This is a genomic window from Cellulosimicrobium sp. So1_17, from assembly GCF_055181235.1.
In genome coordinates, this window is sequence record NZ_CM143702.1 from 3,268,982 (window position 1) to 3,286,189 (window position 17,208).

Below are 17,208 nucleotides of genomic sequence, written 5' to 3' on the forward strand. Positions count from 1 at the left end.
CCGCGCCGACATCGTGGTGCCCGAGACGCGGATCTGTGGACGGGGCCCGTGCTCGTCGGGACTGTGAACGGCGAGGGGCGGTGTCGCCGGGGCAGGGCACACTAGGTGCGGCCCACCCCTTCCCGAGGAGCTCGCATGTCCGACGCCGCCCTCTCCGCGCTCGCCGCCGCCGTCCAGGCCGCGCCCGACAGCGCACCGCTCCGGCTGCACTACGCCGCTCTGCTCCTCGAGGCGGGTCGCGCGGTGGAGGCCACGGAGCACGCGAGCGCGGCCCTGCGCATCGACCCCACGAACGCCGAGGCGCTCGCCGTGCTCCAGCGCTCCGCGGCAGCCATCGCGAGCCGGACCGGAGTTCCCGCACCCACCTCTCCGCCGTCCGCTCCGGCGCCGTCGGCCCCGCAGTCGGCGCCTGCGGACGCCGCCCCCACGACACCCGCGAAGGAAGCACCCCCGGGCGCGGCAGCGCCGCCCTCGACCGCAGCGCCCTCGACCGACGACCCGCCCTCGACCGACGACCCGCCGTCGACCGACGGCGCACCCTCGACCGACGAGCCTCCGTCGACCGTGCGACCACCGACGTCGTCACCGCTCATCACCGGCATCCCGGACGACCTGACCGTCCCGCGGCGTCCCGCCGCCGGCGACGACCGGCCGGCCGGCTCCCCGGTCGTCCGAGCCGAATCCGGCGCCCCGGACGGCCCGGGAGCCCCGGGCGACCCGGCCGCGCAGGGCGACGCCGCGGCGTCGGGCATCGACTGGCGGCGTCTCGAGAAGGAGATGGGGCTGGACGTCCCGCCGCCCTTCGTCGAGGGGAGCGGGCCGGGATCGCCTGGCGACGCGTCGTCGTCGGGCAGCGTCACGCCGCAGCCGCAGCCGCAGCCGCAGCCGCAGCCGCAGCCGCAGCCGCAGCCGCACGCCCCCACGCCGCCCGGGCTCGTGCCGGCGCGGGACGACGTCGAGGCCTCGGACGACCCGTCGCTCGTCGAGGTGTCGCGCGAGACGATCACGCTCGCGGACGTCGGCGGCCTCGAACAGGTGAAGAAGCGCATCCGTGAGGCGTTCCTCGAGCCGATGCGGAACCAGGCCATCGCGCGCGCGTTCGGCAAGTCGCTGCGTGGTGGCCTGCTGCTCTACGGGCCGCCCGGCACGGGCAAGACGTTCATGGCGCGCGCGGTTGCTGGCGAGCTGGGCGCGCGGTTCCTCACGGTGACGCTCGCGGACATCCTCAACCGGTGGCAGGGCGAGTCGGAGAAGAGCCTGCACGAGATCTTCCAGAAGGCGCGGCGTCTCGCGCCCGTGGTGCTGTTCCTCGACGAGGTCGACGCGATCGGCGGCAAGCGCGCCCAGTACTCGGGGTCGTCGGGGATGCGGACGATCGTCAACCAGCTCCTCCAGGAGATGGACGGCATCGGGTCCGACAACGACGGCCTCTTCGTGCTGGGCGCGACGAACCACCCGTGGGACGTCGACACCGCGCTGCTGCGACCGGGTCGCTTCGACCGCGTCGTCCTCGTCCTGCCGCCCGACGAGCCCGCACGCGAGGCGATCCTGCGCCACCACCTCGCCGGACGACCCGTCGCGGGGATCGACCTGCGCGCGATCGCCGCGCAGACCGACGGCTTCTCCGGCGCCGACCTCGAGCACCTGTGCGCGACCGCCGCGGAGAAGGCGATGATGGACTCGATCGCGTCCGGGGAGGTCCGGCCGATCACGATGGCCGACGTGCGGGCCGCGCTCGCCGAGCTCCGCCCGTCGACGACGGCGTGGCTCCAGTCCGCGCGCAACGTCGTGACGTTCGCCAACAACGACGGCCGCTACGACGACCTCGCGGCGTACCTGCGCTCGCGGCGCATGCTCTGAGCGACCGGTGAGCACCACGACCGACCCTGCGACCGTCGTCTCGCGCGTCGAGCTGCTCGTCCAGATGGGACGGCCCGAGCGCGCGCTCGACGAGGCCGACGCCGCGCTCGCCGCCACCCCCGACGACCCGCGCCTCCTCGCCACCGCCGGCTGGGTCCGGCTGCGCCTGCAGCGCTCCGCGGAGGCGGTCCCGCTGCTCGAGCAGGTCGTCGCCGGGCACCCGACGGCGCACGGCGCGCTGTACCTCCTGTCGATCGCGCAGCAGAACACCGGCGACGTCGCGTCGGCGCGGGACAGCGCCGCTCGCGCGCTCGAGCTCGACCCCGACGACGCGCGGTACCACCTGCAGCTCGCCGACACGCACCTCGTGGGGAAGGTCCGGCGGCAGGACCGGGCGCTCGCGCGCGAGCGCATCGCGTCGGCGCTCGAGCTCGCGCCCGAGGACCCCGACCGGCTGCTCCAGGCAGCCCGCCTGTGGTCGCGGCTCGGCGACGACGACACGGCGCGCACGCTCGTGCGGCGAGGGCTCGCCGTCGCGCCGCAGCACGAGGACCTGCTGTACCTCGACGCCGCGCTCACGACCGACGCGGGACGCAGCGCGAAGGGCTTCGGCGCCGTCCTCGCGCAGAACCCCGAGCACGCCGAGGCCGGCTACGTGCTGCATCTCAGCGTGTGGCGGCAGGTCCTGCGCCTCGTCGAGGCGCCGATCCTGCTCGTCGGCGCGGTGGCGCTCGTCGTGACCTTCACGATGAGCGACGCGGCTGTGGGGAGCACCGCGGTCTGGGGGGTCGTCGTCCTCCTCGGGGTCCTCGTCACCGCGCTGCGCGCCGTGCCGGTGCTCGTCCAGGTGCCGCCCGGTCTCCTGCGCCGCACCCTGCGCTGGACGCCGTGGCGGCAGGGGACCACCGTGGCGCTCGCGGTCGGGTGGGTGGGTGTCGTGGCGGCACTCGTCCTGCTGTACGGGGTGCGCGACGCCGTCGCCGTGCGCTGGTCCCTCGTCGGCCTCGCGGGCGCCCTGCTCGTCAGCGGCGCCACGTCGACGATGCTGCACCGCGCGATGCTGACGCAGGCGCGCGACCTCGGCTACTTCCCGTCCGGGCGCGCCGGCACGGCGCGGCTGACCGCGCTGCGGTCCGGCCTGCGGGCGGAGACGACCCGCCGCCTGGTCGTCGTCGGGATCCCCGCGGTCGTCGTCCTGGCGATCGGCGCGAACGCTCTCGCGCGCGAGGACGGTCGCGGCGTCGCGGCGCTCGCCGCGGTCGCGTGGACGCTGCCCGGCCTCCTGGCGCTGTGGTTCGCGCGGTCGCTCCTGGGTCGCGTGCGGGCCGAGGGACCGGAAGAACTACGGACGGATGCCGCGAGGACCGTGCGGGCCGTCGTCGGTGGTGCGGTGCTGGCCCTCACGACGGCGCTCGTCGCCCTCGCCGGGGTGGCGGCGCTCGTCGCGGTCCCGGTGGTCCCGAACGCGCACGACGCCGACGGGCGCTACGTCCAGGAGGTCCGCGACCCCTCGGACGGGCCGACGTCGTCGTGCGGCGGACGCCCGGTCACCCGGCTCTCGTGCCTGCAGCGCGAGCGCGAGGAGCGCCTGGACGAGATGCAGGAGCGGATGGAGGACATGGAGGTGCCGACGTTCGAGGTGCCGGACATCGAGATCCCGGACTTCGACCTGCCCAGCGTGCCGCCCCTCGACGGCGAGGTCCCGGTGGTCCCGACGCCCTGACGGCTGCGGGGCTCGGCGGCCGCAGCGTCAGCGCCGCCGTAGGGCGGTGCGCTGCTCGACGAACGCCTCGATGCCGTCGAGGACGATCTGCAGCCCGACGTCGAAGCCGTCCTCCCACCCGTCGTCGTGGCGTGGCTGCTCCGGGGGCGGCCCGTCGGCGGCCAGCGCGGCCACGAGGTGCGGGTACGCCTCGGGTCTCGCGAGGTGGCGGAGCACCGTCTCGAAGTCGTGGTACGGGTTGGCGCGCTCGAGGGCGTCCGGGTCGAGCGCGGACTGCGGGGTGTCGTCGGGCAGGCCCTCCGCGCGCCGGACGGCGACCGCCGCCGCGCGCTGGGTCTCGACGACCACGCGTCCCTCCCCGAGGACGTGCTGCGCCAGGAGGCCGATGATCTGCAGCTTCTCGTCCGCCGTGAGCGCGACGTCCCGCAGGGCCCGGAACGCGTGGTCGAGCCACCGCACGCGGTGCGGTCCCAGACGGACCGTCGTGAGGGGCAGCTCGAGGAACCAGGGGCGCTCGAGGACGCCGTCGATCTGCGCGCGCGTCCACGCCTCCAGCCCTGCGCGCCAGTCGCTGCCGTGGTCGACGGGGAGCGGGAGGTCGGCGACGGCGGTGTCGGCCATGAGCGACAGGAGCTCGTCCTTGCTCGCGACATACCGGTAGAGCGCCATCGACGAGTAGCCGAGCGACTCTGCGACACGCGCCATGGACACCGCATCGAGGCCTTCGGCGTCGGCCAGCGCTATCGCGGCACGGGCCACTTGGTCGAGGCTCAGCGCGGGCTTCGGCCCTCGACGGCGTGCCTCGCCCCGCCCCCAGAGGCGCTGCAGCGTGGGGGAGACCGCAGGCTCGGGAGCCACCGTCACCTCGTCCGGCGCATCGTCGTCCATGCGGTCATCCTCTCGCGGGTGTTGACCCGCCGCGAAACTGTGTCTACCGTACACGTAACTGCTCTGCACATAAACAGTTTCCGCCCTACGCGCTAGGAGTCCTCATGGCACCGCCACTCGTCCAGGCCATCGGGCTCCGCAAGACCTTCGGTGGCCCGCGCAGGCCTGTCCCGGTGCTCGACGGCGTCGACGTCTCCCTCGCCGAGGGGGAGGTCGTCGCGCTGCTCGGACCGAACGGCGCCGGCAAGACCACGACCGTGCGCATCCTCACGACGCTCCTTCGACCCGACGGCGGCACCGCGACCGTCGCGGGCCACGACGTCGTGCACGACGCCGCCCGCGTGCGCGAGCTCATCAGCCTCACCGGGCAGTACGCGGCCGTCGACGAGAAGCAGACCGGCCGCGAGAACCTCGCCATGATGGGGCTCCTCGCGCACCTGCCGCGCCGCGCCGTCCGCCGCCGCGTCGACGACCTGCTCGACGCGTTCGACCTCACCGCCGCCGCCGACCGCCGCGTCGCCACCTACTCCGGGGGCATGCGCCGCCGCCTCGACCTCGCCGCCGGGCTCCTCGCCCGACCACGCGTCATGTTCCTCGACGAGCCCACGACCGGCCTCGACCTGCGCAGCCGCCAGACCATGTGGGAGGTGGTGCGGCAGGTCGTCGCCGACGGCACGAGCCTGTTCCTCACCACGCAGTACCTCGAGGAGGCCGACCAGCTCGCGGACCGTGTCGCGCTGATCGACGACGGGCGCGTGGTGGCGGAGGGCGCGCCGTCGGAGCTCAAGCGGCGGGTCGGCGACGCCGCCGTCGAGCTGACGTTCGCGACGCCGGAGGATGCGGCCGTGGCGCGGTCCGCGGGCGTGGGGCCGGAGGTGCTCGGGCTGGCCGCGCCGTCGCCCGGCGCGTCCGGCCGTCCGTTCGCGAGCGCGGCCTCTACGGCCTTCGCATCCTCCGCCCCCACGCCCGCTCGTCCTGTCGTCTCGCCCGGTGCGGACGGCGGTCGGAGCGGCTCCGGCCTCCCCGCGCAGCCGGGCGCAGCGGCCGTCGCGACGCTGCGGGTGCCGACCGACGGGTCGGTCGGGCACGTGCGGGACGTGCTCGCCGCGGTCACCGCGGCCGGTGTCGAGCCTGAGCGGTGGGAGGTGCGCGAGCCGACGCTCGACGACGTGTTCCTCACGTTGACGGGCCACGCGGCACGGACGACCGACCGCGCCACCACGCCTGAGCACCACGAGGAGGCCGCAGCATGAGCGCCCAGACCCTGTCCGCGCCGTCGGGCACGGGCTTGCCGCGGAGCGACGCGCTGCCGCGGCCCGGGCGGCACGTGCTCTCCGACGCGTCCACGATGATCGGGCGGTCGTTGCGGCTCGTGCGCCGCGAACCGGACGAGCTGCTGCTCGCGCTCGTGCTGCCCGTGATGATCATGGTGCTGTTCGTCTACGTGTTCGGGGGCGCGATCTCCGTCGGCGTCGACTACGTCACCTATGCGACGCCCGGGATCATCCTGCTGTGCGCGGGGTACGGGGCGTCGAACACGGCGATCTCCGTGGAGCAGGACATGTCCGGCGGCATCATGGACCGCTTCCGCTCGATGCCGGTCGCGAGCGCGACGGTGCTCGTGGGGCACGTCGTCGCGAGCGTCGTGAAGAACCTCGTGACGACGGCCGTCGTGCTGGGCGTCGCCTACCTCATCGGCTTCCGGGCCGACGCGTCGGCGCTCGAGTGGCTCGGCGCGTTCGGGATGGTCGTGGCCTACGTCGTCGCGATCACGTGCGTCGCGACGTTCGTCGGCGTGCTCGTGCGCTCGGCCGCGGCCGCCGGTGGTTTCGGCTTCTTCATGCTGTTCCTCCCGTACGTGTCGAGCGCGTTCGTGCCGCCCGAGACCATGCCGGAATGGTTGCGCGGCTTCGCCGAGCACCAGCCCGTCACACCCGTCATCGAGACGATCCGCGGCCTGCTGGTGGGCCTCGGTACCGACGGCGCCCCGGTCACGGACCTGGGCCCGACGGCGGCGATCGCCCTCGCGTGGTGCGCGGGCCTCGTCGTGGTGTTCCTCGGCGGCGCCGCGTGGGCGTTCGCGCGACGGCGGCGGCAGTAGACCTCGTGGCACCGGGTGGCGGGACCGCCGCCGGTCGACCTCCTGGAAGGACGGCAGCATGATCGAGATCGAGCGGGGAGACACGCTCGGCGAGGCCTACCGGCGACGGATCACCGAGGTCCTCGTGCAGGGGTTCGCCGAGGACTTCGTGTACTTCTCCACCGACCCGCGCGTCCTCGCCGACGCGTTCGAGCACATGCTCGTCCTGGACCGGTTCTACGTGGCGCTCGTGGACGGTGAGCCGGCCGCGGTCGCCTCGCTCACCGAGGGGACGCAGGAGTGCTTCGCACCGGAGAAGGGCCCCTTCCGAGAGGCGCTCGGTTGCGTGCACGGCGCGATCAGCCATCGGATCGTCCGCAGCCAGTTCCTGGGTGCGTACGACGGCGCCCGGGAGGGCCTCGCGGAGATCGGGTTCGTCACCACCACGCCGGAGCAGCAGGGCAAGGGCGTGGCGACCGCACTCGTGCGTCACCTGATGGACCTGCCGTACGACGAGCTCGTGCTGCGCGACATCAAGGACACGAACGCGCCGGCGCTCGGGCTCTACCGCAAGCTCGGGTTCACCGAGTCCTCCCGCCGCCCGGTGCGGTTCGCCCGGCGGGCGGGGTTCTCGGCGTACGTGTCCATGAGCCGTACCCGCGGCGCCGCGTCCTGAGCGCTCGGCGCGTGCGTGCCCGCCGGGTCTCAGCCGGCCTCAGCCGGTCGAGCGCTCGAGCCGCGTACGACGAGCGTGGGGGCGAGCACCTCGTGCACGTCCTCCCGTCGTCCGCCGGCGCGCTCGCGGAGCAGCTCGACCGCGCGTCGGCCCATGCGCTCGCGCTGCTGCTGCACGCTCGTGAGCCGCGGGCGGGCGCGCGTCGCGAGCGCGGTGTCGTCGTAGCCGACCACGGCGAGGTCGTGCGGCACGCGCAGGCCCAGGTCGTGCGCCCGGTCGAGGACGTCGAAGGCCTCGACGTCGTTGCGGGCGAAGACCGCGTCGTGCCCCGCCGCGAGCAGCGGGTCGAGCGGGGGCACCGCGCCGTCGTGCTCGACGACGCGGACCCGGTCGCCGAGGCCGTGGTCGCGCATCGCCGCCTCGTAGCCGCGCCGGCGGGCGGTCCCTGCGGGGCGTCGTGAGCCGGTGACGTGCGCGATCCGGGTACGCCCGGTGGTGACGAGGTGGTCGACGACGAGGGCCGCGCCGCGCTCGTCGTCGTTGTTGACGAGGTCGACGCCCGCCACGGGTGCGGCCGGGCGGCCCACCATGACGACCGGTGCACGGCGCGCCGCGGCGGTGAGCACCTCCGGCTCGACCCACGACGACACCACGACGAGCCCGTCGACCGCGAGGTCGAGGAGCTGCTGGACCCTCCCGGCGAGGTGGCCGCGGTCGCGGGAGCCGTGCGCGAGAAGGACCGACAGCCCGTCGGCCTCCGCCGCGGCCTCGACCGACGCGACGATCTCGGTGTGGTACGGGTTGTCGAGGCTGGACAGCACCACACCCAGCAGCATGCTGCGGCCCTGCTTGAGGGCGCGCGCCAAGGTGTTGGACCGGTAGCCGAGGGCGTCGGCCGACGCGAGGATCCGCTCGCGCGTGCGGTCGCTCACGCCGGTGTCGCCGCGCAGCGCCAGCGAGGCCAGCGACTTGGAGACCCCGGCGTGCGCGGCGACGTCGAGCAGGGTGGGTCGGCGCGAGCCGGTCGAGAGGGTCGTCACGAGTCCATCCTCGCGCCTCGGCGGCCTGCGTTCTCGCGGCAAGTCTGGAACGTTCCAGAAGTTCTGGTGCCGTTCACCGTCGCGCCACCTGCCGGACGACGGCGGTTGGGCGGCCGTCCCTAGCGTCACCGTCGTGACCCTCACCACTCCCGTCCCACCGGCCCGGGTCGACCGCCGGACCGCGGTGGCGGCGTCGTCCACCGGTGGCCTGACGACCCGGCCGACCGCCCTGCTCCTCGACTTCGGGGGCGTCGTCTTCGCCACGCGCAAGCGCCCGGACGGCATGGCCACGATGGCCGCGCACGTCGAGGAGGTCCTGGCCCGCGGCGGCCAGCACGTCCCGGCCGAGGAGCTGCTGCCCGTGCTGCAGGGCGGCCAGGTCGCGCTCAAGCACTGGAAGCACGCGCAGTCCCGTCGCCTCGAGCCCACGGAGCTCGACCACCGGACGATCTGGCGCGAGTTCTACGGGGGACCGCTGCCCGAGCCGGCGCGCGAGATCCTCGCGGGGAGCGCCGGGGCGCTGCAGGAGCTCCTGACCGCGACGCTCGCGGAGCACGTCGTGCGGCCCGGGATCCCCGAGCTGCTGGACCTCGCCGCGGACCTCGGCGTCCCGGTCGGCATCGTCTCCAACGCCCACAGCGGGCGCGCGCACCGCGCGCTGCTGGCCCGCCATGGGCTCGAGGACCGGTTCGCCGTGCAGGTGTACTCGGACGAGGTCGGGATCCGCAAGCCGCACCCCGGCATCGTCGAGCTCGCCGCGCGAGCCCTCGGGACCACGGCGTCCCGCTGCTGGTACGTCGGCGACACCCAGGACCGCGACGTCGTCGCCGGACGGCGCGCGGGCGTCTCGGCCGTCGTGCTCACGCGGCACACGCACACGGACGACCCGCCGTTCCCCGTCCGCGAGACCGCCGACGCCGTCCTCGACACCCCGGCGGAGCTCGTCCCGCTGCTCCGCGACGGCGACGCCCGCGACGGTGCGGACCGTGCGCACCCCGGACCGGCTCGCGCAGCGGCGCGGGTCGGCGCGGCGACTTCCGGTCAGCGGCAGGCCCTGCCGTCGGCGATCCTCCTCGACCACGGCGGGGTCATCGCCGTCTCGGCGCCCGACGAGACCGTCCGCCGTCGGTTCGCCGAGCACCTCGCGCAACGGCTGACCCGCGCCGGGTACGCGGTGTCGACCGACGGCGCGGCGTCAGCGCTGCAGGAGGCCCGCGTCCGGCACCGCGCCTGGAAGACCGCGCACGAGACGCCGCGGCACGCGGCCGTCAGCGACGCCGCGCGCACGGCGGCCGTCCCCGAGATCGACGCCGCGACGTTCTGGGTCGACCTCGTCGCACCGTGCCTCGACGGGGTCGTCGGGGAGGAGGCCTCGGCGGGCACGACCCCGCAGGAGGTCGTCGTGGGGCCGACCGCGCAGGAGACCGCACCGGGGAGGACCGCCGACGGCGCGGGGTCCGTGGACGGCTCGCGCGCCGGGATGCGCGACTGGCTGCGCGCCGAGTGCCACGACCTCATGGTCCGGTACGCACGCAGCAAGTCGGTGCCGACCGTGCGTCCGGGGGTCCGCGCGCTGCTCGAGCGCGCCCGTGACCTCGGCGTCCCGGTGGCGGTCGTGTCCAACACCGTGTGCGGGCGCGCGGTCCGGGACGAGCTGGCGGAGGCGGGTCTCGACGAGCTCGTCGGCGCGCACGTGTACTCCGACGAGCTCGGCGTCCGCAAGCCCGACCCGACGACGGCGCGCACGGCCCTCGTCGCGCTCGACGCCGACCCGGCGCGGGCGTGGTTCGTCGGCGACAAGCCGGGTCGCGACGTGCCTGCCGCTCGCGGTGCCGGGGTGGGCACGGTCGTGCTCGTCCGCGGCGGCTCCACGCCCGACGCCGAGCTCGACGCCCTCGGGCCGCTCGGACGAGCGGGCGCGATCACCGCGGACGTCCTCGCGACGAACCCGGACCTCGTCGTGGACGGGGTCGACGACCTCGTGCGGCTCGTCCTGCCCTGACCCGCACGGGTCTGACCACCGCCGACGCCTGACGACGGCATCCCGCACCGCCGACGCTCCACCACCCGCACCGACGAGCACCACCGACCCGAGGAAGGCCCTCATGACCGGCTCGCCGACCACCACGCCCCCCACGACCCCGACGACGACAGCCCGCCCGTCCTTCCGTCGCCTCGTGCACGACCCCGACGGCATCTCCGGCTCGCAGAAGCTGATGATCCTCGTGCTGTCCATGACGCTGTACGGCGTCGCCGACATCGTCGCGGACATGCTCCCGTCGTTCGAGGTCGGGTCCTTCGAGGTCGAGATCGCGTACTTCGCCTTCATCCCCGTGGTGCTCGCCGCGCTGCTCACCCCGCTGTGGGTCGCGCTCGGCGTCGCGATCGGCGAGGCGATGATCGCCGACATGCTGCTCGGCAGCTTCGGCGGCTTCGGCGAGGTCGAGGGCTTCCTGCAGCTCTTCGTCGGGACGTACGTCGCCGGCTGCATCGTCCGCGACCCGCGCAACCGGCGCCAGCTCTTCTGGGCGGCGATCGCCCTCGTCTCCCTCGACAAGGTGAGCTCCGCGGCCATCGACGTCGTCAAGGTCGCGGTCGGCGTCGACCCCGACGCGCTCGACGAGTCCGGCGGCACGCTCGGAGCGGTCGTCGTCGCGGAGAGCCTCGAGCTCCTCGGGGCGCTGCTCGTCACCGGCGTGCTGTTCGGCGGGCTCGCCGCGATGTGGCTCGCGCCGCGCCTGTACGGCAAGATCGAGCCGCTCATGGGCCTGCGGCCGCGCGACCCGCAGAACCCGCCGCGACTCGCCGGGCCGTGGGGCGTGAGCTTCTGGCTCGTCGCCGCCCTCGGCATCGCCGCCGCGGCGGCGGTGGGCGTGCTGAGCCAGTGGGAGGACCACGCGGGCCGCGAGGACGCCGTCACGACGCTCGGCGCGTTCGACGCCGAGCTCGTCGACGCCTACGGGGAGAACCTCCCGTGGGTCGCCGCCGTCGTGGGCCTCGTCGTCGGACTGGCCGCGGTCGTGGCGATCGCCGCCGTCGTGAACCGACGGCGCGACCGGTCCGCCGCAGGCGACCGCGCGAACGACCAGACCCCCGGCGCCGGCCGCTGATGGGCACGCCGACCGTCGGCCACGAGTCGACCCGCGAGCCCGCCCGCGAGCCGGTCCACGAGTCGGTCCACGACGCGGCCCACGAGCGAGCGGCCGAGGTGGCCGTCGAGGTCGAGGGACTGACGTTCCGGTACCCGGGGGCGACGGTCGACTCGCTGCGCGGCGTCGACCTGCGGATCGAGGCGGGCGACTTCGTGGCCGTGGTCGGCGGCAACGGCTCGGGCAAGACGACGCTCTGCAAGGCGTTCAACGGGCTCGTGCCGCACTTCTGGAACGGCGACCTGGAGGGCACCGTGCGCGTCTTCGGGCGCGACACCTCGACGCTCACCGTCGCCGACCTCGCGGACGACGTCGGGTACGTCTTCCAGGACTTCGGCAACCAGCTCGTGCGCCCCACGGTGCGCGACGACGTCGCGTTCGCGCCCCTCAACCTCGGCCGCGCCGACTGGGCGGCCCGCGCGGACGGCGCCCTGGGCGTGCTCGGCCTGGGCCCGATCGCCGACCGCTACACGTGGCAGCTCTCCGGCGGGCAGCAGCACCTCGTCGCGCTCGCCGGCGCGATGGCCCTCGCTCCGAGGCTCCTCGTCGTCGACGAGCCGGCGGCCGAGGTCGACCCGGCGCGCGCGGCGGCGATCTACGACCACCTCGCGCTCCTCAACGAGCGGGGCGTGACGGTCGTCGTGGTCGAGCACCACGCCGAGCTCGTCGCCCGGTACGCGCGGTCGGTCGTGCTCATGGCCGACGGCGCGCCCCTGTGGCACCTGCCCGTCGCCGAGGCCATGAGCCGGACCGACGACCTCGCGGCGGCCGATATCCCTGCGCCCCAGGTGGTCGCGCTCGCCCGCGCGCTGGACCCCGTCGTCCGTGCGGGCGGTCCGCCGCCGCTCACGGTCTCGGCGTGCGCCGCAGCACTCGCTGCGGGATGCCACCACGCGCCGTCGAGCACGGGATCACCCACCGTCGAGCACGCGATGGGCGACCGTCTGCGCGGAGATCCGGTGGCGAACCGCGTGCTCGGCACCGACGACGCGCACGCGCAGCGGACCGACCGCGACGCCGGGGCTCCGGCCGCCGTCGTCGCGGAGCTCCGCGGCGTCACGCACGGCTACCGCACCGTCTCGGGGCCGCGCTCCACCGTCCTCGACGGCCTCGACCTCACCCTGCACGACGGCGAGCGGGTCGCGCTCGTGGGGTCGAACGGCGCCGGGAAGTCGACGCTGCTGAGCCTGATGTCCGGGATCGCCCTGCCGCACGGCGGGTCGGTCGCCGTCGACGGGCGCGACACCCGCACCACGACCGCCGCCCAGCTGGCCGACGCCGTGTGCTACCTGGTCCAGCGCCCGGAGGAGATGTTCCTGCAGGACTCGGTCCGCGGCGACGTCGCGATGCACCCGCGGGGCCGCGGCGTGCCGGACGCCGAGGAGCTCGTCGAGCGCGTGCTCGAGCAGGTGCAGCTCACGGCGCTCGCCGACCGGGACGGGCGCCTGCTGTCCGGCGGGCAGCAGCGGCGCGCGGCGCTCGCCGTCGCCCTGGCCATGCGGCCGCGGCTGCTGCTCCTCGACGAGCCGACGTCGAGCCTCGACGTGCGTTCGCGCGACGACGTCATCGCCATGCTCGCGGCCCTCGCGGCGCACATCCGCTGCACCGTCGTCGCGACGCACGACATGCACCTCGTCGCCGAGTGGGCCGACCGCGTCGTGGTGCTGCACGAGGGCCGCGTGCTCGCCGACACGGACCCCGCGACCCTCTTCGCGTCGCCCGTCGTGCTCGCCGCGGCCCGCCTCGTCCCGCCGCAGGTGTCGCAGGTGGGCGCGGCGCTGGGGGTCGTCCCCGTGCCGCTGACCGTCGACGAGCTGGTCCGCCGGCTCGCCCCCGTGGAGGTTCCCGCATGACCGCCGGCCAGACGACCGTCGACGCGGCGGCCGGTGCGGACGCGCGGGAGACGGGCCGGCGCAGGACCGGGTTCGACCGCGCGTCGGTCGAGTGGGTCGTGCTCGAGCTCATGCGCGTCGCCTACGCCACGCGCGGCGGGTTCCTCGCCCGCCGCGATCCGCGCGCCGTCGTGCTCTGGTACGCGGCGTGCGCCGTCGTGCCGTGGTTCACCTACGACCTGCGCGTGCTGGGCGTGTTCTTCGCCCTCGCGCTGGGCTGCGCCCTCGCGGCGCGCATCGGGCCGTTGCTGCTCGGCCTCTTCGTGCTCGGGACGGTCGGTGAGCTCGTCTACGTGCTCGTGCTGGCGTTCGTGCTCGACGGCGACCTGGGCGCCCTCGTCGGCCTCGCCCAGGCGTTCCTCAAGCTGAGCACCGTCTCCCTCGTGAGCATGGCGGCGTTCGTCTCGCTCGACCCGGAGAAGATCTCGGACGCCCTGCTCGCCCTGCGGCTGCCCGCCATCCTCGGGTTCGCGGTCAGCTACGGCTATCGCATGGTCCCCGTGCTGGTCGAGGAGTTCCGCACGATCGTCGACGGGCACCGGATGCGCGGCGCGCCCTCCCGGGGGCACGGCTTCCTCGGGTGGCGCACGGTGGTGCGCGGCGCCTCCATCGCCGTGCAGGCGTTCTACCCGCTCGTGCTCAACACCGCGAAGCGGACGCGCACCACGGTCGAGGCGCTGGAGACGCGCGGCTTCACGTCGGCGTCCCGCGACGGCGCGGGGCGCCGGCTGCGGCTGGCCCACCTGCGGTACACCGCGGGTGACGCGGCGCTGATCGGCGTGACCCTCGCCGTCGTCGTGGTGGTGCTCGTGGTGCTGTGAGGCCGCCGCGCGGTCAGTCGTAGGCCGTCCACGGGTCCGACCGGACGCGCTCGTCCACCGCCGTGGCGTCCGCACCGATGACGACACGCCAGTCGCCGCGCCGCACCGCCTCGACGATCGCCGTGGCGGCCGCCGCGCTCGACACGGGCTCGTAGTCCGCGAAGAGCGAGCCGAGTGCCCGCCGCCACGTCCGGGGCGGGGACGGCATCCGGGTGCGGACGTGACCGGGCAGGACGAGCACCGCGGACAGGTGCGGCGCGTGCGCCTGGAAGTCGACGACCAGGGACTCGGTGAAGCCGCGCACGGCGAACTTCGCCGACGAGTACGCGCTGTGCGGGGTCCTCGGGCCGAGGCTCGCCCACAGCCCGCTCACCGACGACATGTTGACGACGACGCCCTGGTCGGCCGCCAGCAGCAGGGGCAGGAACGCCCGGGTGCAGTGGTAGGTCCCGAGCCAGGAGACGTCGAACGTCCGCTCCCACTCCACCTGCGGGCCGGTGACGAACGACGTCCCGCCCACGATCCCGGCGTTGTTGACCACGAGGTGGACGACGTCGGTCCCGTGCGCCTCCGCCACCTCGTCGCGGAAGCGATGGACCGCCTCCACGTCGGCGACGTCCACCACGTGGCCCGTCACGCGGACCGCGGGACCGACGGTCCCTGCACGCCGCACCGCCGCCGCCAGCCGGTCGCCGTCGACGTCGCAGACCGCGACGTGCACGCCCCGCCGGACGAGCTCGAGCACGAGGTCACGCCCGATCCCCGACGCGCCTCCCGTCACGACGGCGAGGCGGTTCTCGAACCTCTCGAAGGGGGCCACGGCGCCCACTCTGCCAACTCGGCGGCGAGCAGCCCCCGTGACACGTCGGCGACGAAGGAAGGGGCGGTGGTCCCGGTGCCCTGATGCACCGGGACCACCGCCCCGCGAGGGCGGCACCGTCGACGTGAAGCCGCCCTCGAGCTCGTGACCGCGCGGACGAGGGTCAGGCCTGGAGACGGCGCCGCAGGCCGAGCCCGATCCCGGCGACGCCCGCGAGGACGCTCCCACCGAGGAGCGCCGACGCGCCGACCGACAACTTGCCGGCGGGGGACTCCTCGACCTCGGTCCTGAGCTCCGTGGTCCCGGCCTGGAGCGTGCCCGTGCCGTCGGACAGCGTCTCCGCGCCGTCGGCGATCTTCGCGCTGCCGTCCCTCAGGTCCGACGCGCCGTCCGCGAGCGACGACGTGCCCTCGTGGAGCGTGACCGAACCCGTCGCGAGCGCCGCGTTGCCCTCGGCGAGCGTGGTCGCGCCGGCCGACAGGGTGGTCAGGCCGCTCTGGAGCTGCAGCGTCCCGTCCTCGAGGCGCGTCGTCCCGGCGAAGAGGTCGCCGGATCCCGTGGCGAGCCGTGCCGCACCGTCACGGAGGTCGCCCGCACCCGTGGCGGCGCGGAGCGTCCCGGCCTTGAGCTCCGCGGCGCCGTCGGACAGGCGACCCGTTCCCTCGGCGACCTGTGCCGCCCCCGCGCTGAGCTCACCCGTCTTCGCGTCGAGCGTCGCGGCACCGGCCTCGAGCTCTCCGATCCTGGCGTCGAGGGTGGCCGCACCGCCCGAGAGCTTCTGGACGCCCGACGCGAGGTCGGTGTCGATCCCGGCGCGCAGCTGCCGGACGCCGGCACCGAGACCCGGCGACTCGGCGGTGCCCTCGCCCAACCCGGCCTCCAGGCGAGCCAGTCCGACGGACAGGCCGGGCTTCTCCGCGGTCCCGGCGCCGAGGCCGGTGGTGAGCGCGTCGATCCCGCCGCCGACCCGGCCCGCTCCCGCGGCGATCTCGCCCGCGCCGCCGGCGATCCGCGCCGTGTACCCCGGCGTCTCGGCCGTCCCGTTGCCCAGCGCGCGGACCGTGCCGGCGAGCCTCGCGAGGGTCTCGGGCGTCGCCGGGACCTTTCCGCTCGCGAGCGCGTCGAGCGTCGCGGCGACGTCGTCCAGGCCGTTCCCGACACCCTGCGCCGACGTCTGGAGCGTCTCCGCGGACGTGCCGAGGGACGTGGCGCCGTCTCGGGCCGCACCGGCCCCCGCGATGAGCTGTCCGACGCCGGCCTGCAGCTGGTCCACCCCGCCCTGTGCCTGCGCGACACCCCCGGCGAGGCGCCCGGCGCCGTCCGAGAGCCGTTCCTGACCTGCCGCGAGGTCTCCGACGCCGCCGCCGAGCTGGTCGCGGACACCCGCCCGCAGCGCGGTCGTGCCCGCGGCAAGGGTGCCCGCACCGTCGGAGATCCTGCCCGCGCCGTCGGCCAGCGCGGAGGCCCCGTCCGCGGCGGTGACGGCACCCGTGCTGAGCCGACCGGCGCCGGCGTCCAGGTCGGCGGTTCCCGTGGCGAGGCGCGCCGCCCCTGCCGCGGCGTCGCCGGCACCGGTGGCCAGGCGTGCCGCGCCGTCGTTCAGCTCGTCCGCGCCGGTGGCGAGCTCGGTCGCGCCGTCGAGCGCGGTGGTGCCGCCGGCGGCGAGCCGGGCCGCGCCGTCGGACGCCTTCTGCGCCCCGGCAGTGAGATCGGCGGCCCCGTCCTCGAGGTCGCCCGCCCCGATCGCGAGGCGGACGGCGCCGTCCTGGGCCGTGGCGGTGCCGTCGGCGAGCTCGGCGGCGCCGTCGTCGAGGCGGGAGGCGCCGTCGTCGAGCCGGGTCGCGCCGTCGGCGACCCTTCCGTTGAACACGAGCAGGTACGCGACGAGCCCACCGACCAGCACGGCCAGCACGACGAGGGCGGCGGACGTGAGGACGGTGTGGGCGCGGGACGGTCGGGTGGCGGCGTGCAGCGTGGTCGGCATGGTCGTCCTTCCTCGCGCCCGGCGTCGTCGCCGGGCGGTCGGGAGCGGGGAGGGAGGCCCGAGGAGGTGGGCCACCGGACGTCCGCCCCCTTTGGCGGGACGCCGGGTATCAGGTAAATCTCGATCGACGCTAGCAACGCGAGCGGCACCGGGGACAGCGAGTAGCAGGTACATGTGCCTGACGTCGCCGTCACGATTCGGTCACGGGGGCGGAGTATCCAGTACTTCGTCGGTCACGAGGTCGCCCGCGGCAACCGAGGTCGTCCACCGTCGGT

Annotated in this window: 13 protein-coding genes; 9 read left to right on the forward strand and 4 right to left on the reverse strand. The window is 75.1% G+C overall.

The genetic code is table 11. From position 1 onward, the window contains the following. Positions 1-135: 135 nt before the first annotated feature. The gene (locus ACZCLJ_RS14470) at positions 136-1,860 is read left to right on the forward strand and encodes an ATP-binding protein (RefSeq protein ID WP_463104222.1); all 1,725 of its coding nucleotides are present in this window, start codon (positions 136-138) and stop codon (positions 1,858-1,860) included. Between the two features lie 7 nt (positions 1,861-1,867). Then, positions 1,868-3,583: a tetratricopeptide repeat protein gene (locus ACZCLJ_RS14475; protein ID WP_463104223.1), complete on the forward strand. Its 1,716-nt coding sequence runs from the start codon at positions 1,868-1,870 to the stop codon at positions 3,581-3,583. 27 nt (positions 3,584-3,610) lie between these two features. Here ACZCLJ_RS14475 and ACZCLJ_RS14480 read toward each other — a convergent pair whose 3' ends face one another. Continuing rightward, positions 3,611-4,471 carry a TetR/AcrR family transcriptional regulator gene (locus tag ACZCLJ_RS14480; RefSeq protein ID WP_463104224.1) on the reverse strand — a complete coding sequence of 287 codons (861 nt, stop codon included), beginning with the start codon at positions 4,469-4,471 and terminating at the stop codon, positions 3,611-3,613. A gap of 104 nt (positions 4,472-4,575) precedes the next feature. On the opposite strand from ACZCLJ_RS14480, the gene ACZCLJ_RS14485 reads away from it, so the two are divergent. From ACZCLJ_RS14485 to ACZCLJ_RS14495, 3 genes are read left to right on the forward strand one after another with little or no spacing between them, the layout of a single operon-like run. Continuing rightward, positions 4,576-5,724, forward strand: coding sequence for an ATP-binding cassette domain-containing protein (locus ACZCLJ_RS14485; protein ID WP_463104225.1), 1,149 nt, complete (start codon positions 4,576-4,578; stop codon positions 5,722-5,724). Continuing rightward, a complete protein-coding gene (locus ACZCLJ_RS14490; RefSeq protein WP_463104226.1) occupies positions 5,721-6,572 on the forward strand; it encodes an ABC transporter permease in 852 nt (283 codons plus the stop codon). The genes ACZCLJ_RS14485 and ACZCLJ_RS14490 overlap by 4 nt, the downstream gene beginning before the upstream one ends. Positions 6,573-6,630: 58 nt before the next feature. After that, positions 6,631-7,227 (forward strand): GNAT family N-acetyltransferase, encoded by a 597-nt coding sequence (locus ACZCLJ_RS14495; RefSeq protein WP_463104227.1) that lies wholly within the window; start codon positions 6,631-6,633, stop codon positions 7,225-7,227. A 29-nt stretch (positions 7,228-7,256) separates the two neighbouring features. Here the strand turns inward: ACZCLJ_RS14495 and ACZCLJ_RS14500 are convergent, their stop codons facing one another. Further along, positions 7,257-8,267, reverse strand: coding sequence for a LacI family DNA-binding transcriptional regulator (locus ACZCLJ_RS14500; RefSeq protein WP_463104228.1), 1,011 nt, complete (start codon positions 8,265-8,267; stop codon positions 7,257-7,259). 133 nt (positions 8,268-8,400) lie between these two features. On the opposite strand from ACZCLJ_RS14500, the gene ACZCLJ_RS14505 reads away from it, so the two are divergent. The 4 genes from ACZCLJ_RS14505 to ACZCLJ_RS14520 all read left to right on the forward strand — a co-directional run bounded on the left by ACZCLJ_RS14505 (position 8,401) and on the right by ACZCLJ_RS14520 (position 14,129). Beyond that, positions 8,401-10,269, forward strand: coding sequence for an HAD family hydrolase (locus ACZCLJ_RS14505; protein ID WP_463104229.1), 1,869 nt, complete (start codon positions 8,401-8,403; stop codon positions 10,267-10,269). Between the two features lie 103 nt (positions 10,270-10,372). Continuing rightward, a complete protein-coding gene (locus tag ACZCLJ_RS14510) occupies positions 10,373-11,377 on the forward strand; it encodes a hypothetical protein (protein WP_463104230.1) in 1,005 nt (334 codons plus the stop codon). Then, entirely contained in the window at positions 11,377-13,269 is a 1,893-nt protein-coding gene (locus ACZCLJ_RS14515; RefSeq protein ID WP_463104231.1) for an ABC transporter ATP-binding protein, read from the forward strand. Before ACZCLJ_RS14510 ends, ACZCLJ_RS14515 begins: the two co-directional genes overlap by 1 nt. Next, positions 13,266-14,129, forward strand: coding sequence for an energy-coupling factor transporter transmembrane component T family protein (locus ACZCLJ_RS14520; RefSeq protein WP_463104232.1), 864 nt, complete (start codon positions 13,266-13,268; stop codon positions 14,127-14,129). Before ACZCLJ_RS14515 ends, ACZCLJ_RS14520 begins: the two co-directional genes overlap by 4 nt. 13 nt (positions 14,130-14,142) lie before the next feature. Here ACZCLJ_RS14520 and ACZCLJ_RS14525 read toward each other — a convergent pair whose 3' ends face one another. Beyond that, complete coding sequence (locus tag ACZCLJ_RS14525; protein ID WP_463104233.1) at positions 14,143-14,949, reverse strand: SDR family NAD(P)-dependent oxidoreductase; 807 nt, start codon at positions 14,947-14,949, stop codon at positions 14,143-14,145. 163 nt (positions 14,950-15,112) lie between these two features. Further along, positions 15,113-16,933, reverse strand: coding sequence for a hypothetical protein (locus ACZCLJ_RS14530; protein ID WP_463104234.1), 1,821 nt, complete (start codon positions 16,931-16,933; stop codon positions 15,113-15,115). Positions 16,934-17,208 lie beyond the last annotated feature (275 nt).